At 61.1% G+C, this 19,563-nt stretch carries 19 protein-coding genes; 9 read left to right on the forward strand and 10 right to left on the reverse strand.

Annotated elements, in window-relative coordinates; genetic code table 11:
• From U0988_RS13720 to mazG, 3 genes are all read left to right on the forward strand, one after another.
• Positions 1 to 505 (forward strand): MBL fold metallo-hydrolase (locus U0988_RS13720; RefSeq protein ID WP_322293190.1); only part of this gene is annotated, 505 nt, incomplete at its 5' end.
• Positions 502 to 672, forward strand: coding sequence for a hypothetical protein (locus U0988_RS13725; protein WP_322293191.1), 171 nt, complete (start codon positions 502 to 504; stop codon positions 670 to 672). The genes U0988_RS13720 and U0988_RS13725, both read left to right, overlap by 4 nt.
• Before the next feature lie 73 nt (positions 673 to 745).
• Positions 746 to 1,495 carry a nucleoside triphosphate pyrophosphohydrolase gene (mazG, locus tag U0988_RS13730; protein ID WP_322293192.1) on the forward strand — a complete coding sequence of 250 codons (750 nt, stop codon included), beginning with the start codon at positions 746 to 748 and terminating at the stop codon, positions 1,493 to 1,495.
• A gap of 2 nt (positions 1,496 to 1,497) precedes the next feature.
• Here the strand turns inward: mazG and hflX are convergent, their stop codons facing one another.
• The 7 genes from hflX to dusB form a co-directional block, all read right to left on the reverse strand.
• Complete coding sequence (gene hflX, locus U0988_RS13735; protein WP_322293193.1) at positions 1,498 to 2,802, reverse strand: GTPase HflX; 1,305 nt, start codon at positions 2,800 to 2,802, stop codon at positions 1,498 to 1,500.
• Positions 2,803 to 2,816: 14 nt separating this feature from the next.
• Positions 2,817 to 3,368, reverse strand: a complete 552-nt coding sequence (gene hfq, locus U0988_RS13740; RefSeq protein ID WP_322293194.1) for an RNA chaperone Hfq — start codon at positions 3,366 to 3,368, stop codon at positions 2,817 to 2,819.
• Between the two features lie 162 nt (positions 3,369 to 3,530).
• Complete coding sequence (locus U0988_RS13745) at positions 3,531 to 4,916, reverse strand: sigma-54 dependent transcriptional regulator (protein ID WP_322293195.1); 1,386 nt, start codon at positions 4,914 to 4,916, stop codon at positions 3,531 to 3,533.
• Between the two features lie 22 nt (positions 4,917 to 4,938).
• On the reverse strand, positions 4,939 to 7,185 hold the full coding sequence (locus U0988_RS13750) for an ATP-binding protein (protein WP_322293196.1): 2,247 nt from the start codon (positions 7,183 to 7,185) through the stop codon (positions 4,939 to 4,941).
• 90 nt (positions 7,186 to 7,275) lie between these two features.
• The gene (gene ntrC, locus U0988_RS13755) at positions 7,276 to 8,694 is read right to left on the reverse strand and encodes a nitrogen regulation protein NR(I) (RefSeq protein WP_322293197.1); all 1,419 of its coding nucleotides are present in this window, start codon (positions 8,692 to 8,694) and stop codon (positions 7,276 to 7,278) included.
• 11 nt (positions 8,695 to 8,705) lie between these two features.
• Positions 8,706 to 9,764 (reverse strand): two-component system sensor histidine kinase NtrB, encoded by a 1,059-nt coding sequence (locus tag U0988_RS13760; protein WP_322293198.1) that lies wholly within the window; start codon positions 9,762 to 9,764, stop codon positions 8,706 to 8,708.
• 44 nt (positions 9,765 to 9,808) lie between these two features.
• Positions 9,809 to 10,825 carry a tRNA dihydrouridine synthase DusB gene (gene dusB, locus U0988_RS13765; protein ID WP_322293199.1) on the reverse strand — a complete coding sequence of 339 codons (1,017 nt, stop codon included), beginning with the start codon at positions 10,823 to 10,825 and terminating at the stop codon, positions 9,809 to 9,811.
• A 75-nt stretch (positions 10,826 to 10,900) separates the two neighbouring features.
• Here dusB and U0988_RS13770 point away from each other — a divergent pair, with 75 nt between their 5' ends.
• Genes U0988_RS13770 through U0988_RS13780 form a run of 3 tightly spaced genes read left to right on the forward strand, consistent with a single transcriptional unit; the run spans position 10,901 to position 13,124 of the window.
• Entirely contained in the window at positions 10,901 to 12,082 is a 1,182-nt protein-coding gene (locus tag U0988_RS13770; RefSeq protein WP_322293200.1) for a bifunctional 2-C-methyl-D-erythritol 4-phosphate cytidylyltransferase/2-C-methyl-D-erythritol 2,4-cyclodiphosphate synthase, read from the forward strand.
• The gene (locus U0988_RS13775; RefSeq protein ID WP_322293201.1) at positions 12,079 to 12,621 is read left to right on the forward strand and encodes a hypothetical protein; all 543 of its coding nucleotides are present in this window, start codon (positions 12,079 to 12,081) and stop codon (positions 12,619 to 12,621) included. Before U0988_RS13770 ends, U0988_RS13775 begins: the two co-directional genes overlap by 4 nt.
• Positions 12,622 to 12,623: 2 nt before the next feature.
• Positions 12,624 to 13,124, forward strand: a complete 501-nt coding sequence (locus tag U0988_RS13780) for a CinA family protein (RefSeq protein WP_322293202.1) — start codon at positions 12,624 to 12,626, stop codon at positions 13,122 to 13,124.
• On the opposite strand, the gene U0988_RS13785 is transcribed toward U0988_RS13780, so the two are convergent.
• Both U0988_RS13785 and lipA read right to left on the reverse strand, forming a co-directional pair.
• Positions 13,085 to 13,546, reverse strand: a complete 462-nt coding sequence (locus U0988_RS13785) for a type II toxin-antitoxin system RatA family toxin (RefSeq protein WP_322293203.1) — start codon at positions 13,544 to 13,546, stop codon at positions 13,085 to 13,087. The two genes, U0988_RS13780 and U0988_RS13785, sit on opposite strands and share 40 nt — an antisense overlap.
• On the reverse strand, positions 13,546 to 14,511 hold the full coding sequence (gene lipA, locus U0988_RS13790; RefSeq protein ID WP_416172400.1) for a lipoyl synthase: 966 nt from the start codon (positions 14,509 to 14,511) through the stop codon (positions 13,546 to 13,548). Before lipA ends, U0988_RS13785 begins: the two co-directional genes overlap by 1 nt.
• Positions 14,512 to 14,687: 176 nt before the next feature.
• Between lipA and U0988_RS13795 the strand changes: the two genes are divergently transcribed.
• Positions 14,688 to 15,329: a carbonic anhydrase gene (locus U0988_RS13795; protein WP_322293205.1), complete on the forward strand. Its 642-nt coding sequence runs from the start codon at positions 14,688 to 14,690 to the stop codon at positions 15,327 to 15,329.
• A 42-nt stretch (positions 15,330 to 15,371) separates the two neighbouring features.
• Complete coding sequence (locus U0988_RS13800; protein WP_322293206.1) at positions 15,372 to 16,097, forward strand: NYN domain-containing protein; 726 nt, start codon at positions 15,372 to 15,374, stop codon at positions 16,095 to 16,097.
• A gap of 80 nt (positions 16,098 to 16,177) precedes the next feature.
• Here the strand turns inward: U0988_RS13800 and U0988_RS13805 are convergent, their stop codons facing one another.
• The gene (locus tag U0988_RS13805; RefSeq protein ID WP_322293207.1) at positions 16,178 to 17,506 is read right to left on the reverse strand and encodes a hypothetical protein; all 1,329 of its coding nucleotides are present in this window, start codon (positions 17,504 to 17,506) and stop codon (positions 16,178 to 16,180) included.
• Between the two features lie 342 nt (positions 17,507 to 17,848).
• Here U0988_RS13805 and U0988_RS13810 point away from each other — a divergent pair.
• The coding region (locus U0988_RS13810; protein WP_322293208.1) for a DNA topoisomerase (ATP-hydrolyzing) at positions 17,849 to 19,563 on the forward strand (1,715 nt) is incomplete at its 3' end.

A 19,563-nucleotide genomic window follows, 5' to 3' on the forward strand; every position in this document is an offset into this window, starting at 1 on the left:
GCCGCTTCGTTATGGTCGAAGCGGCGCCATTCCAGGCTTCGCGGGGCAGGAAACCGTGCGCCGGCTGCGCCAGAGGTTCGATTACGTTTTCGCTGGTCAGCACGGGTATCCCACGATCGTCAATCTCGAGAATCTGGACAATGTCCGGCTGTGCATGGGATTTTCCGTACGCTGGTGCATCATGCCCCATGGCCCGGCGAAGAGTACCGCATTTTTGTTCGATGCGGATGGTTTTTCAATCGGTTACGCGACGGACTTCAGCGAGATTACTTCGGAGATGGTGGCGCTGTTCGATGGCTGCGACCTGCTGGTAACCGACTGCCTCCGGCGCGAACCACATCCGACCCATGCGGATCTCGGAATGGCGCTCGAATTGATCCGGCGGACCGGCGCAAAACGGGCCGTTCTCAGCCATCTCGACAAAAGCATGGATTATGCCACTCTGTCTGCCGAAGTGCCCGACGGCGTGTTGGTTGGCTATGACGGATTGGAGATCGAGTTGTGAGCGAGTTCGACACGGTCCAGATGATATCCCTGCTGGGATTCCTGATCCTGGCCGGCAGTGCACTCGTTGGTCAGCGCCTCAACTGGAAGAAAGGCGCGGTTATGGCTCTGACTTGGGCCGGCATTTTCGTAATGTGTTTCCTGTTCATCAGCCTGGCCACATCATGAGAGGGGATGATCCCCGCGTCGCCGGTCCGTTATTTAACATAATATATATTATCATTCCACGATCAAGAGCAAGATGACCGTCAGTCTCGACCGCCTCCTCCGCATCATGGCGGCCCTTCGTGATCCACAAACCGGTTGCGAATGGGATCTTGCGCAAACTTTCGAGACGATCGCGCCCTATACGATTGAAGAAGCCTACGAAGTTGCCGACGCCATTAGCAGGCGCGCGATCGGCGAACTCAAGGGTGAACTTGGCGATTTGCTGCTCCAGGTCGTGTTCCACGCAAGAATGGCCGAAGAAGCCGGTCATTTCGCTTTCGACGATGTCGCAACAGCGATCAGCGACAAGATGGAATCCCGCCACCCGCATATCTTCGGCGGCGACAGCGGCACCATGGGCGAAAGGCGTTGGGAAGCATTGAAGGCCTCCGAACGCGAGGCCCAGGGCGCGACCAGCTCGATGGATGGCGTGGCGCGGGCGCTACCAGCCTTGCTCCGCGCCGAGAAACTGCAAAAACGTGCCGCGCGTGACGGGTTCGACTGGCCGGACACCGATGGTCCCGCCGCGAAGCTTGCCGAAGAAATGCTGGAACTGGCTGAGGCATCCCCGGACAAGCAGGCCGAGGAAGCGGGCGACCTCCTGTTCGCCGCAGTCAATCTCGTTCGCGCCTACGGTATCGCACCGGAGGATGCGTTGCGGGCAGCCAACGACAAGTTCGAACGTCGATACCGCGGGATGGAAGCACTAGCGGAGAATTTTGCTGAACTGTCACTCGACGAGCAGGAAGCCTTGTGGAACAGGGTGAAACAGTCTGAAGAGTAAGGCTATAGCTGGGCGAATCGTCCGAATTCCTTTGGCGACAGGCGCACTTCAAACTCACGCAGCGGCCCGTTTTCGCCCTCGCCCGCGTCTTTTTCCGACATCACCTGACCATGTGCGTGGAGCCATGCCAGTTTCTGGCCCTCGCCGACCGGGAGCGTAATCTGGTAAATTCGCGAACTGGCAGTGAGTAACCGGTCGAGCGCCGCGATCAGCGCGTCCACTCCGGTGCCTTCGATTGCCGAAATCGGCACGATGTCGTCAGCCGCAGCCGCGATGTCGGCCAGATCGCCGGCGCGTTCCGGATCGAGCAAGTCCCACTTGTTCCAGGCTTCGATGATCGGGATCGGGTTATCGTCCCCCTCCCTACCCGTCACGCCGAGTTCGGCAAGCACGTGAAGCACTTGCGTCTTCTGCGCGGCGGAAGCCGCGCTAGCAATGTCGCGCACGTGGACGATGATGTCTGCCCCGGTCACCTCCTCGAGCGTGGCGCGGAACGCGGCGACCAATTGGGTCGGCAGGTCGGAGATAAAGCCGACAGTATCGGACAGAATGGCTTTTTCCACGCCCGGCAGGCGAATTGCGCGCATGGTCGGATCGAGCGTTGCGAACAGCAAGTCCTCGGCCATGACGTCGGATTCGGTCAACCGGTTGAACAGCGTGGATTTGCCCGCGTTGGTGTAGCCGACCAGGGCGATCACCGGCCAAGGCGCGCGGTTGCGCCGCTCGCGGTGCAAGGTGCGGGTGCGGCGAACCTGTTCCAGCTCCTTGCGCAGCCGCGCCATCCGCTGACGAATCATCCGGCGGTCGGCCTCGATCTGTGTTTCGCCCGGCCCTCCGAGGAAGCCGAAGCCGCCGCGCTGACGTTCGAGGTGGGTCCAGCTACGCACCAGGCGGCTTTGTTGGTAATCCAGATGCGCGAGTTCGACCTGAAGCCGGCCCTCGGCCGTGGCGGCGCGCTCGCCGAAAATTTCCAGGATCAAGCCGGTACGGTCGATGACTTTGCGCTTGAGGCGGTCTTCAAGGTTGCGTTGCTGGATAGGCGACAGGGCACCGTCGACAATGACCAGCTCGGCGGCTTCCAATTCGCATTTGTCCGCGATGGACTGGACCTGGCCGGAACCGAACAGCGTGTTCGGCTTGACGTCGCGCACGGGCAATACGAATGCGTCCGCCACGACGATCCCGATCGCCAGTGCCAATCCGCCAGCCTCCTCCAGCCGGGAGGCTGCGTCCAGATCGTGCCTGGCACCTCGAATGTCGGGACAGATGACGATCGCCCGCGCCCCGCGGGAAACCTCGCCTGACAAGTCGTCGGAAAAGCTCAGTCGTCGTCACCTTCCCAATCATCCGACAGATCGACATGCGTCGTCGGCTGAATGGTTGAAACCGCATGCTTATACGCCAGTTGGACGAACCCGTCCCGCTCAAGCAGCATGCAGAACAGATCATAGGCAGCAATGCGGCCTTGCAGCATCACCCCGTTGACCAGGAACATCGTGACCTGCGCTTTGGCGTCGCTCACGCGGGACAGGAACACGTCCTGGAGCAGGCGCTGCTTGCGCTGACTATCCGCGCTGTCGAACTGGCCGATGTCGATCGCCTGACCGGGCATGAGTGTGGACACGGCGTGTTTGTAAACCAGTTGCGATTCGCCGTCCCGGCGCAGCAGGATGGAAAAATTGTCGAACCACGTGATGATACCCTGCAGTTTGACGCCCTTGACCAGGAACATCGTCACCGGGGTCTTGTTTTTCCGCAGTAGATTCAGGAACGCGTCCTGGAGACTGGCCTGCTTGCCCTTCTTTGCCGGTTCTACCGCCTTCGGCGCGGGTTCGAGCTTCGGCCGGGCAGTTAACGTGCGTCCTTCTGACATTTCCTGTCACCTTTTTTGGCGACCGCTTGCGCGGTTCGCGGTCTGGTCCACCGTCCTCCTAACGAGGTTGGTGGCCGATAGTTTCAATGCGGCATAACTCTAATGAAAAAAAATTCGCAAATCTATTCGTTCCGCAGTGCAAAATTTATTGGTCACAATTGCTCACACCTTGCGCTCTTCGCCATTGCGTTCACCCATACCCAGCAGCTTCAGCTTGCGGTGGAGGGCGGACCGCTCCATTCCAATAAAACTGGCCGTTTTGGAGATATTGCCCGAGAAGCGGCGGATCTGGATGCTGAGATATTCGCGCTCGAAACTTTCGCGAGCCTCGCGCAGCGGAATACCCATCAGGGCCGAAATTCCGGTGGTCCCGCCCAATTTGCCGCCAATCACCTCGCTCGGCAGCATATCGGGCTCTACCGCGTCGAGCCGCTCGCGTGGGGTCAGGATGACGGTCCGTTCAACCACATTGCGCAATTGGCGGACATTGCCCGGCCAGTCATAGGCCTGCAGCGCCGCCATCGATTCTTCGGTCAGGTCGGGGGCTACGATGCCCTGCTCTGCGGCGTAGCGGGTGAAAAAATGATCGGCCAGTGCAGGTATATCGTCCCGCCGCTCGGCCAGCGAAGGGATCGAAATGGGGACAACATTCAGCCGGTAGAACAGGTCTTCGCGGAAGTTCTTCTGCTCCATCTCGAACTGGAGATCGCGCGAGGTCGATGAAACAACCCGCACATCCACCCCGATCTGGCGGCTGCCCCCGACCCGCACAAAGCTCTGTTCAGTCAGCACGCGCAGGATCCGCGCCTGGGTCGATAGCGGCATATCCGCCACCTCGTCCAGATACAGCGTGCCGCCATCGGCCAGTTCCAGCAAACCCGGCCGGACCAGCTTGCCGTCGGATTCCTCGCCGAACAGTTCCTGTTCGAAGCGTTCCGGGGTGATCCGCGCCGAATTCACGATCACGAATGCGCAGTCGCTGCGCGGGCTCCAGCTATGCAGCAGCCGCGCTGCCACTTCCTTGCCGGCACCCGCCGGTCCGGTGATCAGGACCCGGCTGCCTGTCCCCGCCACGCGTTTCAGCGTCGCGCGCACATGATTGATGATCACCGAATTGCCGGTGAATTCCTCGCCGTGCGTAAAGCCTTGCCGCAGACGAGTGTTTTCGCGGCGGAGACGTTCGGTTTCGGTCGCCCGGTCGACCAGAAGCAACAGCCGTTCCGCTTCGAACGGCTTCTCGATGAAATCCATGGCCCCGCGGCTGACCGCGGATACGGCAGTGTCGATATTGCCATGCCCGGAAAATATGATCACCGGCAGTTCCGGTTCACGCGCCTTGATCGCATCGAGCACTTCAAGCCCGTCCATGGCGCTGCCGTGCAGCCACACGTCCAGCAACACCAGACTCGGGCGGCGCTCGTCGATCGCGGCCAGTGCTGCGGTGCTGTCAGCCGCCGTGCGGCATTCATAGCCCTCGTCGCAAAGGACACCCGAAACGAGATCGCGAATATCGCGTTCGTCATCGACTATGAGGATATCTAGCGCCATTGCGCATCTGCCTTTCGATGGGTCATCCGGTGGTACCGCTGCCCAATTTGGTTTGTGCCCCCGAATGGGTTCGCATCAGTGCGAGCGGATTGCGGGCGAAGCGAAGCGTCACCTTGGTTCCGCCGCCTTCGGCCGCCGCGAAGGTCATGTCCCCGCCATGCTCCTCCACGATCTTGTTGACGATCGCCAGCCCCAGCCCGGTGCCCTTTTCTCGAGTGGTGACATAGGGTTCCACGATACTGTCCTGATCCTGCGGCAGGCCGACACCGTTGTCTTCCACGCAGACCATCAGAGCGCCGTCGGTCGCCGCGATCTCGACATGGATCGCGCCGCGGAAATCGAGTTCGGCGGCGCTGGCGCGCGCCTCAACCGCTTCGACAGCGTTCTTCATGACGTTGGTCATGGCTTGGCCCAGCTGATGCCGGTCGCAGGCGATCATGATCGGGCCTTCTTCCTCCATGCCGACACTGAAGTTGATTCCCGGATGGGCGACTTCCTGCAGGAACAGGGATTGGCGCACCAGGTCGACGGCATTCTCTTCACGGAAGACGGGTTTCGGGAGCCGCGCGAAGGAAGAAAATTCATCGACCATGTTGCGCAGGGCACCGACCTGGCGAACGATGGTGTTGGTCAGTTCGTCGAACAATTCCCCGTCCAGCTCGATCTGCTTGCGGTAGCGCCGCTTGAGCCGCTCCGTCGCGAGCTGGATCGGGGTCAGCGGGTTCTTGATTTCATGGGCGATCCGCCGTGCGACATCGGACCATGCGGCCTGCCGCTGGTCGAGCAGTTGCCGGGTGATGTCTTCGAAAGTGATCACCTTGCCTTCCGGCGCAGCGGCGACTTTCACCGCCAGCGTCAGCAGGTCGCCGCCCTTGTTGTAGTTCACGATGCCGCTGGGCAGACCGGAGGCGGCCAGCGCGGCAATCTGCGGTGACAAGGCCTCCAGAGGCAGTTCCAGAGGGGTCGGCCGGCGCTCTCCCAGCAGCAATTGCTGCGCGAGGCTGTTCATCAGCAGGACCTGTCCATCGGGGCTGATCGAGATGATCCCGGCGGTAACCGATTCGAGCACTGTTTCCATGAACGCCCGACGCGCGTCCAGCTGGCTGTTCGCCCGCACCAGCGCATCGGTTTGCTGCTCGATCTGGGCAGTCATTCGGTTAAAAGCGCGGTTGAGCTGGCCGATCTCGTCATTGCCGGTGCGGCCAGCCACCCGCAGCGAGAAATTGCCCGCCCCGACCTTTCTCGCCGCGCCGACCAGTTCCGTCAGCGGCTCCACCTGGCGGTCGGCAAAGCGCAGCGCGAACCACACCGCAATCATCACCAGAATGATCGAAACGAAGAACAACGCCAGGTTGAAACGCAGCTGGAGCGCCCTCGCCCGGTTGGTCAGCAATTCGTATGCCGAGGCAATGTTCTTCGCATTTTCAAAGGATATGAAGGACTGCGCCTCAGAATTCCGGGCGTTATAGAGGTAAATGCCGCTGTTCCGGTCGATTGCCGAGACCGCCTCGATCCGGGTCGGTCCGCCGATCACGACCACTGCTTCGCCCCCGCGAACCCGCTCGAAAACACCGGATTCGAGCTGTTGCGGCTGGTTGTCGGCAGGCAAGTCGAACATCGCCGCCGTGCGCAGTGATCCATCGGGCAATTCCTGCAGTATCGCCGATTCGTTCAGGTCACGCCCTTGCGCCTGATAGCGGTAGAAATCCGCGAACCCGCTGTCGGTCAGGGTGCCCTGCTCCAGCCAGTAGCGCATGTCGCTCGCCATCGCGATTGTCTCGTTGGCGACTTCAAGCTGGTTCTGTTCGTAGTAATTTTCTGCCAGCGTATTGGCATTCTGCATCAGACCGCGAGAATCGTCGGAGAACCAGAAATCGACGCCGGACTGGAACAGGAAGGCTGCGAAACCGGCCACCAGCAGGGTCGGAATGGCTGCCACCATCGAAAAGAAGAACACCAGCCGCACATGCAACCGCGCGGTACTGCCAGCGGCGCGCCGGATGGCCAGCCGGCGGCCGAGCAGGACAACCAGCGCAATTGCCGGGATCAATGTCCCGATCAGCAGCGACGCGACTTGCGTCGAGGGCAACAACTGACCGCCCTCGGGTGCGCTGCTGAAGCTGTAATAGGTCGCCGCCACCATGCCCGCGAAAGCCAGCCCGGCGATGACTTCAAGGATCAGGAAAAAATTGGCGCGGCGTGATGCGACGACGAAGCGCCGCATCCATCGGGGAGTCCGGTGCTGGATCGAGGGGGACGCGCTCTTCATCGTTGCTCAGTTACAACGCCAGTGTTGTATTTTTGCAAGTCCTTTTGCGCCCAACGGGCACAATCATCCGATAAACATTGGTGCGCAGCCTTACCGGGCCGCAGAAAACCGGTCCGGGTCGATCACCAACTCGACCAACCGCTTGCGCAAGGTGTTGCGGTTGATGCCGAGCAGTTCGGCCGCGCGCAGCTGGTTACCGCCGGTCTGCCGCAGGGCGTGTTCGAACAGGGGTTTCTCGAATGCGGCCAGCGATTGCTGGTACAATTTGCCATTGGGCTGGCCGTGAACTGACAGCCAGCTTTCCAGCGCAGCGGCGAAGCCGTCGTCCTCGGTTGTGCTCCCGCGCACGCGCAACGCTTCTCCCAGAACGGCGGTGATCGTGTCGGTATCGATGACATCGTCGCGGGCCATGAGCGCGAGGCGGTAGACGGTGTTTTGCAGCTCGCGGACATTTCCGCGCCACGGCTGGCGCTCCAGCAGGGTGATCGACGCATCGTCCAGTTGCCGCGGCGGCAGTCCTTCACTGGCGGCCAGCCGCAGGAAATGCCGCGCCAGGGCGCCGATATCGCCTACCCGGTCACGCAGCGGGGGAAGCTGGATCGGAACCACGTTGAGGCGGTAGAACAGGTCCTCGCGGAAGGTTCCCGCGGCGATCATCGGGCTGAGATCCCGGTTGGTGGCGGCGATAATGCGAACATCGACGGAAATTTCCTGACGTCCGCCGACCCGGCGGATGCGCCCCGATTGCAAGGCCCGCAGCAACCGCGTCTGCGCATCCGCTGGCATATCGCCGATTTCGTCGAGAAACAGCGTGCCGCCATTGGCCTGTTCGAATTTGCCGATCGCCTGGTTCACCGCCCCGGTGAAGGCGCCCTTTTCGTGTCCGAACAACTCGCTTTCGATCAGTTCACCGGGGATCGCCGCGGCGTTCACGGCGATGAACGGTCCGGTCTTCCGGTGGCCGAGTTGATGGATGGCATCGGCCACCAGTTCCTTGCCAGTCCCCGATTCGCCCAAAATCAGAACCGTCAAATCGTTACGCAGCACGCGGGTAATCATCCGGAACACGCCCTGCATCGCCGGACTGCGCCCGACCAACGGAAGCCCTTCGCCCGGTTCCGCAGGCTCGCCGCCGCTCCGGGTCGCACGGGCGCCTGTTGCCTGTTCCACTGCTCGTACAAGTTCATCGAGGTCGAACGGCTTGGGGAAATATTCGAACGCCCCGGTATCGCTCGCCCGGATGGCGGTATCGAGGGTATTCTGCGCCGAAAGGATGATCACCGGCATTTCAGGGTGTTTGGTACGTATCTCGGCGAGGCCTACGATCCCGTCGCCATCGGTCAGCATGACGTCAGTCAGCATCGCATCGAAGTGTTGCATCGACAGATGGCGGTCTCGTCCGACAATGCTGTCCGAAATAGTGACGGCAAAGCCTTCCTCTTCCAGGGCCGCGGTGACAACCGTGGCAATCGCATTGTCGTCCTCTACCAGCAGGATTTGTCCGCGCACCGTGCCCATCCCTATTTCGCCACCGGCAGATTGATCCGAAAATGGGTCAGCCCTGCCCGGTCATCCCGGCTGTAACCGATGCGGCCATCCATATCGGCGAGCAATTTCTTCACGAGCGCGAGACCGAGGCCCTGCCCGCCCTTCTTCGCGGTCACGAAAGGTTCGAACATCCGGTCGGCCAGTTTGGGATCGACACCCGGGCCATTGTCGATCACCGACACCTCGATCGGCACCCGAACGGACCGGCCAAGCCGGATCGCACTCATCGCCAGCCCGCTAACGAAGCGGGTCTTGACCATGATTTCCCCGATTTCCATCCCCGAACACGCATCGCAGGCGTTGGACAGCAGGTTGATCATCACTTGCTCCAGCGCATCCTGGCTGGCGAGCACTTGTGGCAGCGACGGATCGAATTCCTCGCTCAGGGTGACGTTCGGCGGAGCGCCCGCGCGCACGGTCGCCATCGCATTGCGGACAGCTTCATGCAGGTTGAACGGCGCGACCGGATCCGGCGTGTTACTGCCCAGCTTCTGCATCCGGTCGACCAGCCTCGCAATCCGGTCAACCTCGACCGAAATCATCGCGGCGAGCGGACGGTCCTTTTCGTCGACCCGCCGGGCGAGCAACTGACCGGCACCCCGGATTGCCGCCAGCGGGTTCTTGATCTCATGGGCCAGCACCGCCGGCGCGCCGACTGTATTTTCCTTCTCCCCTTCGTCGGAGACATCGTCCCGGCTGCCGTCGGACAGTGACATCACTTTCCATCCGGGATGGGTTGCCATGGGCGAGACAGTCAGGTTGAAGCGCCTGCGTTCGCCTCCCACGACAGCCACGACGCCGCGGGCAACCAGCTGATGATCTTCGGCGGCCAACCGTTCCTGAAGGCCAGTCGTACCGAAATCGATCAGGTCGGTGATCCTGGTGCCGGTGAGCCGCTTGCTGCTGCGGCCGAGCAGGTTTTCCGCCGAGGGGTTCGCTTCCGCAATGCGCAGTTCGCGGTCAAGCAGAAGCACCGAGAAGATCAGTCCGGCCAATTGGGTCTGCGCCGGCGGTCGCGGACCTGACTTCACCGACCCGGCCTTGACATGACGCCCTGTTGACACCGGCTGCGCGTTCACGCCGCGCGGCGGCGCATGAACGGGGTGTAGAAACGTTCCAGTTCCCCGATCACTTGCTGGGGGTCGTCCAGGAAATTCACCCGGTTCCGGAATTCCGCCGATCCATGCATCCCCTTGGTGTACCAGCCGAGATGCTTGCGGGCGACCTTGACCCCGACTTCGGCGCCGTACAGGTCGAGCATTCCGCGATAATGTTCGATCAGCACCGCGAACTGTTCGTCGAAATCGGGGTTCGGTAACGCTTCGCCCGTCCTCAGCCAATGCATGACCTGCCCTAGCAGCCATGGTTTTCCGTAAGCACCGCGCCCGATCATGACCCCGTCCGCACCGGATTGCTCCAGCGCAGCAGCGGTGTCCTCTATTCCGCAAATGTCGCCATTCACGATCACCGGGATGGACACCGCATCCTTGACCTTGCGGATGAAGCTCCAGTCGGCGGACCCCTTGTACATCTGGTTCCGTGTGCGGCCGTGCACGGTGATCATCTTTACCCCGATGTCTTCCGCAATTCGCGCGAGTTCGGGCGCGTTGAGGCTGTCATGATCCCAGCCCATCCGCATTTTGACGGTGACCGGCACCGACACCGCCTTGACGGTCGCTTCCATCAGCCTGGTCGCCAGAGGAACTTCGCGCATCAGTGCCGACCCGGCGAAACCATTGGTGACCTTGCGCACCGGGCAACCGAAATTGATGTCGATTATCGCGGCGCCGCGATCTTCGTTGAGCCTGGCCGCTTCGCCCATCGATACCGGATCGCACCCGACCAGCTGCATCGAGACGGGTTCTTCGATGCTGTGCCACGCCACTTTTTGCAGGGACTGGCGCGTTTCACGGATCATCGCCTGGCTGGCGACCATTTCGGTCACGTTTAGGCCCGATCCATAGCGGCGGACAAGCGCACGGAACGGCAGATCGGTAACCCCGGTCATCGGCGCGAGCACGACCGGGCAGTCGATCGCAATCGGACCGATGTTGATCGGCTTGAGCGCCGGTGGAAGGGGAAGCGTGCTCATCGTGAATATGTGCCTAAAATTTGGGCAGCGCATAGTGCATTGCAGCATCGGGCGCAAGCAGCTAGCGCCCGGGCAATGACACAGGGCCACTCCCCCCACACGTCAGCCACGCGCGGTTTTGCGGCGGTCATCGTCGCAGCCGGTCAAGGCCTGCGTGCAGGTCAGCCGCTGCCCAAGCAATTTGCTGCCTGGCAGGGGAAGCCCGTAGTTCGCCACTCTGCCGAAGCACTTGCGGCGGCGGGCGCGCGGCCGATCATCGTGGCGATCCCCGATAATGCGGGAGAGATTGCCAAGGCCGCGCTGTCGGGGATCGAACATCTGCGGCTGGTGACCGGCGGTGAAACGAGGCAGGCGTCAGTCGCCAAGGCCCTGGACGCACTTGAATCCGACGCCCCGGAATTTGTGCTGATCCACGACGCGGCGCGGCCGCACGTTCCAGCGGCGGTAATCGAACGGCTTCTCACCGCGTTGGACGAAACGTCGGGCGCGATTCCGGTTCTTTCGGTGGTGGACAGCTTGTCGATCGACGCAGGCGGATTGATGGCCGGTTCCGCAGACCGGGAACAGCTGCGCCGGGTGCAGACTCCCCAGGCGTTTCGCTTTGCCGACATCCTTGCCGCCCACCGAGCGTGGACAGGGGAGCAAACTGCTGGGGACGACGCACAAGTCGCGGCGGCTTCTGGCTACGGGATTGCTCACGTCACCGGTGACGAGGCGCTCAGGAAGCTGACATTTGCAGAAGATTTCATGAGCCAATTACCCGATATCCGCACCGGAATGGGATACGACGTTCACCGGCTGGCGGCGGGCGAGGAACTGTGGCTCGGCGGATTGCTGATTCCACATGACCGCGGGCTCGCCGGGCACAGCGATGCCGATGTCGCGCTTCATGCTGTGGTCGATGCGCTGCTCGGCGCGATCGGTGAAGGCGACATCGGCCAGCATTTTCCGCCCAGCGACCCGCAGTGGAAAGGCGCCAATTCGGCCCAATTTGTCGAGCACTCTGTCGGCCTCGTAACCGGCGCAGGGTACTCGATCAGCAACGTGGATTTGACGATTGTCTGCGAAGCGCCGAAGATCGGCCCGCATCGGGACGCCATGCGCGCGAAACTGGCCGAGCTTCTGGGCGTTGATACCAACCGGGTTAATATAAAGGCGACCACAACCGAAAGGTTGGGATTCGCCGGGCGTGGAGAAGGTATCGCCGCGCAGGCAATCGCGACTGTTGTTGCAACAGACAGGAAGTTCGAACGATGAAGACCCTCCGACTATTGGCATTGTCCGGTGCACTCATGGCGCTGACCGCTTCGCAAGTTGCCGCTGCGCAAACAGCAGCGCCGCCTTGCGTCCGGCAGGCCGACCTCGCCGACGCCGTGGTTTATGCCATGCCCTCGATGATCAGCGCGCTTCAGGCAAAATGCGCAGCCTCTTTGCCGGCGAACGGGTTTCTCAAGACCCAAGGTGTCCAGCTAAGCGCATCCTATGCCGCCCGGCAGGGTTCGGCATGGCCGGGTGCGCGCCGGTTCCTGCTTGGCTTTGCAGCCACGAGCGTGAAGCCCGCCGACAGCGAGATGCTGGAAATCGTTTCCTCACTGCCTGCCGAATCGATGCGGCCGTTCGTCGATGCGATGATCCAGCAGGAAGTTTCGAAGAAAATCCCGCTCAAGGATTGCCGCAATATCGAGCGCGGCGTTTCCATGCTGGCCCCTTTGCCGCCGGAAAACATGGGCGGGCTGGCAGTATTCCTGGCCCGGATCACGGGGGTCAAGCAGCCCGCAATATGTGAAAGCAGCTAGCCATGAGGCAATCTCTGTTACCCAAGGAAATCGACGTCCTCGCGCGGCGCGTGATTGAACAAAACATCGCTGCTGGTCGCAAGATCACGATTGCGGAAAGTTGCACCGGGGGGCTGGTGGCCGCTGCGCTGACCGAAATTCCCGGGTCTTCCACCGTCCTCGATCGGGGCTTCGTGACCTATTCCAACGAAGCAAAAATCGAGATGCTGGGCGTTTCCAGCGATATTATCGAAACCTTCGGAGCAGTTTCCATCGCCTGCGTCTGGGCCATGGCCAACGGGGCGTTGGCCAACAGCAATGCGGATGTTGCGGTGGCCATCAGCGGCGTGGCCGGCCCCGGCGGCGGGACGGACAAGAAGCCGGTCGGCACGGTCGTCTTCGCGCGGGCAGTGCGCAACAGCACGGGGGAACCGGAAGGCGAGCTCAAGATCTTCGACGGGAGCAGCCGCGCTGAAGTGCGTTTTCAGGCGACCGTTTGCGCGCTGGAATTATTGCTGCCGTAAAGTTCACGCGCGCGGTCTTCGAACGCGGCAACCATCTTGCGAAACGCGCGGTCGAAATACTGGCCCGCCAGCGCTTCGAACACCCGGTTCTTGAAGGTGAAATCGACCGCGAAATCGATCTTGCAACGGCCATCGGGCAGCGGTTCGAAATACCAGCGATTATCGAGATCGCGCAGGGGGCCATCGACATATTGTACGTCGATGAACTCCGGGCGCTGCTTGGTGATCCGCGAGGTAAAGCTTTCGCGCAGGCTTTTGAAGCCAACCACCATGTCCGCGGTCATGTCAGTCTCGCTGTTCGCGCGGACCCGCGTGGCAATGACCCACGGCAGAAATTCCTCATACCGACCGACATCGGCCACAAGGTCGAACATCTGTTCGCTTGTATAGGGCAGCACTCGGGTTTCACGGATTCCGGGCATCAGCCGATTTTCGTTTTGGCCAGCTTTGCCTCGCGCGCCGCACGCATCTGGGCGAAATCATCGCCAGCGTGATAACTCGACCGGGTCAGCGGAGTGGAGGCGACCTGAAGGAAACCCTTCGCCCGCGCAATCGCGCCGAATGCGTCGAACGCCTTGGGAGTAACGAAATCCTCCACCTTGGCATGTTTCGGGGTCGGCTGAAGATATTGCCCCATGGTCATGAAATCGATGTCGGCAGTGCGCATGTCGTCCATCACCTGATGGACTTCGAGCCTCTGTTCCCCCAGCCCCAACATGATCCCCGATTTGGTGAAGATCATCGGATCGTGGTGCTTCACTTCTTCCAGCAGGCGGAGCGAAGCATAATAGCGGGCGCCGGGCCGGATCGTTGGATAAAGTCTTGGTACGGTTTCGAGGTTGTGGTTGTAAACGTCTGGCCCGGCTTCGCAAATCGCCTCGACCGCAGGGCGCATCTTGCCGCGGAAGTCAGGCGTCAGAATTTCAATCGTGGTGCCGGGGGTTTCGCGCCGTAGCGCCTGGATGACCTTCACGAACTGCCCTGCCCCGCCATCCGGCAGGTCGTCACGGTCGACCGAGGTGATCACGATATGCTCCAGCCCGAGCTTGGCGGCCGCCGCGGCGGTATGTTCGGGTTCCAGCGGGTCAACAATCCGCGGCATCCCGGTCTTCACGTTGCAGAACGCACAGGCGCGTGTGCAGACATCGCCCAGGATCATCACCGTGGCGTGTTTTTTGGTCCAGCATTCCCCGATATTGGGACACGCCGCTTCCTCGCACACCGTGTTGAGATTGAGGTCGCGCATCAGCTTTCGGGTTTCGTGATAGCCCTTGCTGACCGGCGCCTTCACCCGGATCCAGTCCGGCTTGCGTGCACGAATGGGGCGCTCCTCTGCGGAAGCGGCAATATCGTTCGGAGCGGCGGCCAGATCGTTCATACGCGCCATTTAGGCCGCCTGTCGCCAAGCCGCAAGGCACCGCACCAAATCCAAAGCGCAATGGTGTCCGATCGCCAGGCGCAACACGATTGCAGAACGAATTGATCCCCGCTAGCAGCCCACAGGCAAGAGAGAGCGACCATGCGATAGCCAGGCGCAGGGTTCATCAACGGAGACTGATTGCGATGTCCGAATTTGCCCGCTTGCTCGAAGGATATCACAGGTTCCGCAAGGATGGATATCCCCGCCAGCGTGAACGGTTCGACCATCTGGTGGAACAGGGACAATCACCGAAGTTCCTGATAATTGCCTGTTCGGACAGCCGTGTCGATCCGTCGCAGATTTTCGATGTCGATCCCGGCGAGATCTTCGTCGTCCGCAATGTTGCCGCACTGGTTCCCCCGTTCGAAACAACACCCGGCCTCCACGGTGTTTCCGCAGCACTGGAATTTGCGGTCCAGGTTTTGAAGGTGGAACACATCGTGGTCATGGGCCACGGAATGTGCGGGGGAACGAAAGCGGCCTTGACGCAGGAAATGCTGGGGACCGCCCCCGGCGAAGGTGGCTTTATCTCGAGCTGGATCGGCCTACTGGATGCCGTGCGCGGTCCTGTGGCCGAGAAATACGGGACCGAAACGCGCGACGCTGAACGCGCGATGGAACACGCCGCAGTTCAGGTCAGCCTGGCCAATCTGCGGACATTCCCCTGCATCAGACAGAAGGAACGCACCGGCGAACTGAAGCTCCACGGCAGTTTTTTCGCTATATCCGAGGGCGTTCTGCATCTTCTCGATGAAACGACCGGGCAATTCAACCCGGCAGAGTGATTGCGCTTGCGCGGGACGAACGGCGCTGTATCCCCTTCCCCCATGTCACACGAAACCTTGAAGAACATCGCCTTGCTGATCGATGCGGACAATGTCGATCCGCGAGGCATTGATCCGGTTCTTACCGTGATGGCGGAACTCGGCCAGGTCAATGTGCGCCGGGCCTATGGCAATTTTGCCAAGCAGGCGCTGGTCAAATGGGATGTCATCACCAACAAGTTCGGCATTCGCCCGCAGCAGCAATTCGACGTGTCGAAGGGCAAAAACGCCACCGATATGGCCATGACGATCGACGCGATCGACCTGCTCAACCAGGGCAAGGTCGACGGGTTCGGGATCATGACCTCGGACAGCGACTTTACCCCGCTGGTCACCCGGCTTCGGCAGGACGGGATTATCGTTTACGGTTTTGGCGGCACCAAGACACCGCAGGCCTTCCGCTCGGTCTGCACCCGCTTCATCGAAGTGGAGAAGTTGATCGCCGGTAACGCGCTGGACGAAAATTTCAGCGGCAAGCCTAAGGTCGAAAAATCGGCGCCCGTCGATACCGATTTGCTCGAGCTGATCGGTGCCGCTTACAAGGAGGCGAAGCGCGACGAAGCGGGCTTTGCCAAGCTGCAGCAGGTCGGGCAGATCGCCGGAAATCGCTCCAGCTTCGACGTGCGAAACTACGGCTTCAAGAGCCTGTCCGAACTGTTCGAGGCGCTCGACAATTTCAAGCTCGAGCGGCGTGACGACAAGCAGATCTATGTGAAGCGGTTACGCTGACGGCATCCGGCAGCGGCGGACAGGCACAAAAAAGGGCGCGAACCGCAGCCCGCGCCCTTCCTTGGGTGTTCGTTACAGCCTCACATGGCTGCAGCAGTTTCCACCGGTGTTCCTGCAGCCTTCTGCTCGGCATAGACGGTCCACAATTTCGCAATTGATTCCCGGTTCCCGGTCACCTTGGCGAAAGTCGCCTTGGCTTCCTCGGTCTTGCCCTGGTCCACCTGGGCGATACCCAACCGGGTCAGTACCCGCGGCATATCGGATCCGGGCTTGCTCAGCGCGATCGTGTACATTTCTTCCGCTTGCGCCGCCTTGCCATAGCTGAGGAACGCGTCCCCCGCTGCGGCGGCCGTTACAGCTGTGCTGGCGGGCTTGCGGGCATCGCGCTCAAGCGCCGGAAGTTCGGCCTGGTCGGCGTTGAGGCGTGCCTTTGCGGTGCTCAGGCTTTCCGAGATGAACACATCGCCGGAGTTTACCAGTCCGGCTTTCAAGCCCTCATCAACGGCGCTAACCACTTCGCCAGGAAGTCGCCGGGCGTCGGCAACCTCGATATAATCGACATAGTCCCGTTCGCTGCGCAGGCTCCCCGTCCGCCGGGCGAGACGCAACAGATCAAGCGTTTCCTGGGCGTCGAAATCGTTGAAATTGCGCTGGATCGCAATGGCGTCACCCCAGCTGTCCTTTGCCGGAAACAGCTTTGCATTCATGCGCGCAAAGGCTGCTGCGGATTCCGCGAGATCGTTATTATAGGCCACGCTGATCCCGCGTTTCAGCCATATCGGGTCGACTTCCTTGCCGGCGGCGATGCGCTTGTTCAACGCGTCTGCAAGGTACTGGAGCCCCTCAGCATTCATATCCTGGCTGAAATAGGTTTCCGCGATAATCGCCTGAGGATCCGAGGAAGTCAGGCCCGCATCGACCGCAGCCTGAAGCCGCGTTCGGGCGGTTGGCCAATCCTCTGCCTGATAGGCCAACTGGCCGGCTGTATACAAATAGTCCGCAACCGATTCAGCAGGGACCTTCCCGCTTTCGAGCATCAGGTCGATACCCTTGCGCTGCATGGCCAAATCCGTGCTCGACCGGCCGAAGGAATACAGCAGATTACCGGCTGCGAACCGGTCATCGGGTGTTTCGATGGCTGCCAGCACAGCCGGAATACCTGCAGCGATGGCCGCATTATCCTTCGGCTCTGCCTGGAACTGGTCGTTGACCGGCGAATAGGCCGCGACGAAGGCTTTGGAATAATTGGCCTTGGGCGCTTCGTCCTTCTTGGCCTTTTTCTGTGCATGGGCGGGCGCTTCCAGCGCAGCCGCGCCAAATACCGCCCCGCTTACCAGGGCAATTCCCAATAGCAGATTTGATCCGCTGCGCTTGGTGCGCGTGGTTCGATTGCGGGTGTGACTAAACATCAATGTATCTCCGGGGGTTGGATTGAACGGCGCAACGGGGCCTCAAATACGAACGCATCCTGTAGTAGTTCCGCCAGGTGCGCGATTGCAAATCTTTTGCAGCCTGGGGTCTGAACCGCGTTTGAACATGCCGACGGACGCTGCGCCATACCGTGAACCCTCCTAACACCAGACAAATGTGGAAAACCCGGCCATTTTCGCCGTCTGGGGCCGGGTTTTGGTGGCGGTTGTCACTGCAATGGCCTATCTTGTCGCAACGCAAAATACTTCGCCCTGTCTGCCCCTCACCCTCGCCCGATCCGAGGATGTGGAAGGGGTTGGCCCATAACGAAAAGAGTCCTCTTGAGCGACGATATTGAAACCCTCACCCCGCCGGTTCCTTCGGGCGAATATGCCAGGATCGACATCGTCGATGAGATGAAGACCAGCTATCTCGATTACGCGATGAGCGTGATCGTCAGCCGCGCCCTGCCTGATGTGCGTGACGGGCTGAAGCCGGTGCACCGCCGCATCCTGTTCGCCAGTGACGAAGGCGGCTTCGTAGCCGGGCGCCCCTACCGCAAGAGCGCGAAGATCGTCGGCGATGTCATGGGCAATTATCACCCGCACGGGGATAGCGCGATCTACATGGCGCTGGTGCGGATGACCCAGCATTGGTCGATGCGGGTGCCACTGGTCGATGGCCAGGGCAATTTCGGATCGATGGATCCAGATATGCCGGCATCGATGCGTTATACCGAAGCGCGCCTGGCGAAAGTCGCGAACAGCCTGCTGGACGATCTCGACAAGGATACGGTCGATTTCGTCGAGAATTACGACGGTTCCCGGATGGAGCCGACCGTGCTCCCTGCCCGGTTCCCCAATCTGCTGGTCAACGGCGCGGGCGGCATCGCGGTGGGCATGGCGACCAACATCCCGCCGCATAATCTGGGCGAAGTGATCGACGGATGCTTCGCCTATATGGACAATCCGGCGATCACGTCGGAAGAATTGTTCGAAATCATTCCCGGCCCCGATTTCCCCACCGCACCGCTGATCCTCGGCAATGCGGGTGCGCGCGCGGCATACACCACCGGACACGGCTCGATCCTGCAGCGGTGCCGCCACGAAATCGAAACCAAGCGCGGTGACCGCGAATCGATCGTCCTGACATCCATCCCCTATCAGGTGGGTAAATCGGGTCTGGTCGAGAAACTGGCCGATGCCGCGAAGGACAAGCGGATCGAAGGTGTTTCGGACATTCGCGACGAATCGAGCCGGATGGGTGTGCGCGTCGTGATCGACCTCAAACGCGATGCCACCGCCGAAGTGGTGCTCAACCAGATCTGGCGGCACACCCCCGCGCAGTCGAGTTTCCCGGCCAATATGCTGGCGATTCGCGGCGGACGTCCCGAAACGCTGATGCTGCGGGATTTCATCCAGGCGTTCATCACCTTCCGCGAAGAAGTCATCACGCGGCGCACCAAGTTCGAGCTGAACAAGGCCCGCGACCGCGCACATATCTTGCTCGGCCTGGTCGTCGCCGTGTCCAACCTGGACGAAGTGGTCGCGATGATCCGCAGTTCGCCCAATCCGGTAGAAGCGCGGGCAAAACTGGCTGCCAAGGAATGGCCGATCGGCGAGATCGCGCAATATATCCAGCTGATCGAAGCGATCGAACCCGACGCCGACCAGACGGGCGGAACCTACCGCCTGTCAGACCGGCAGGTGCGCGCGATTCTCGAACTGCGCCTGCACCGTCTGACCGCGCTCGGCCGCGATGAAATCGGTGATGAGCTGAAACTGCTGTCCGATGCCATTGCCGGCTATCTGGAAATTCTCGCCGACCGCGTGAAATTGTATCAGATCATGCGCGAGGAACTGCAGGAAATTCGCGACAATTTCGCCACTCCTCGCGTGGCAGAAATCGCCCCGGCATGGGACGGGCTGGACGATGAAGACCTGATCGCGCGCGACGAGATGGTGGTGACCGTCACGCTTGACGGGTACATCAAGCGCACCCCTCTGTCGGCGTTCCGCGCCCAGCATCGCGGCGGCAAGGGCCGTGCGGGCATGGC

Source organism: Allopontixanthobacter sp., assembly GCF_034376665.1.
Classification (GTDB): domain Bacteria; phylum Pseudomonadota; class Alphaproteobacteria; order Sphingomonadales; family Sphingomonadaceae; genus Allopontixanthobacter.

Excerpts from the sequence above, each read along its gene's own strand:
- mazG (WP_322293192.1), top strand. The coding sequence starts at position 746 with ATGACCGTCAGTCTCGACCGCCTCCTCCGCATCATGGCGGCCCTTCGT.
- hfq (WP_322293194.1), bottom strand. The coding sequence starts at position 3,368 with ATGTCAGAAGGACGCACGTTAACTGCCCGGCCGAAGCTCGAACCCGCG.
- U0988_RS13745 (WP_322293195.1), bottom strand. The coding sequence starts at position 4,916 with ATGGCGCTAGATATCCTCATAGTCGATGACGAACGCGATATTCGCGAT.
- U0988_RS13750 (WP_322293196.1), bottom strand. The coding sequence starts at position 7,185 with ATGAAGAGCGCGTCCCCCTCGATCCAGCACCGGACTCCCCGATGGATG.
- dusB (WP_322293199.1), bottom strand. The coding sequence starts at position 10,825 with ATGAGCACGCTTCCCCTTCCACCGGCGCTCAAGCCGATCAACATCGGT.
- U0988_RS13770 (WP_322293200.1), top strand. The coding sequence starts at position 10,901 with ATGACACAGGGCCACTCCCCCCACACGTCAGCCACGCGCGGTTTTGCG.
- U0988_RS13775 (WP_322293201.1), top strand. The coding sequence starts at position 12,079 with ATGAAGACCCTCCGACTATTGGCATTGTCCGGTGCACTCATGGCGCTG.
- U0988_RS13780 (WP_322293202.1), top strand. The coding sequence starts at position 12,624 with ATGAGGCAATCTCTGTTACCCAAGGAAATCGACGTCCTCGCGCGGCGC.
- U0988_RS13785 (WP_322293203.1), bottom strand. The coding sequence starts at position 13,546 with ATGCCCGGAATCCGTGAAACCCGAGTGCTGCCCTATACAAGCGAACAG.
- lipA (WP_416172400.1), bottom strand. The coding sequence starts at position 14,511 with ATGGCGCGTATGAACGATCTGGCCGCCGCTCCGAACGATATTGCCGCT.
- U0988_RS13795 (WP_322293205.1), top strand. The coding sequence starts at position 14,688 with ATGTCCGAATTTGCCCGCTTGCTCGAAGGATATCACAGGTTCCGCAAG.
- U0988_RS13800 (WP_322293206.1), top strand. The coding sequence starts at position 15,372 with ATGTCACACGAAACCTTGAAGAACATCGCCTTGCTGATCGATGCGGAC.
- U0988_RS13805 (WP_322293207.1), bottom strand. The coding sequence starts at position 17,506 with ATGTTTAGTCACACCCGCAATCGAACCACGCGCACCAAGCGCAGCGGA.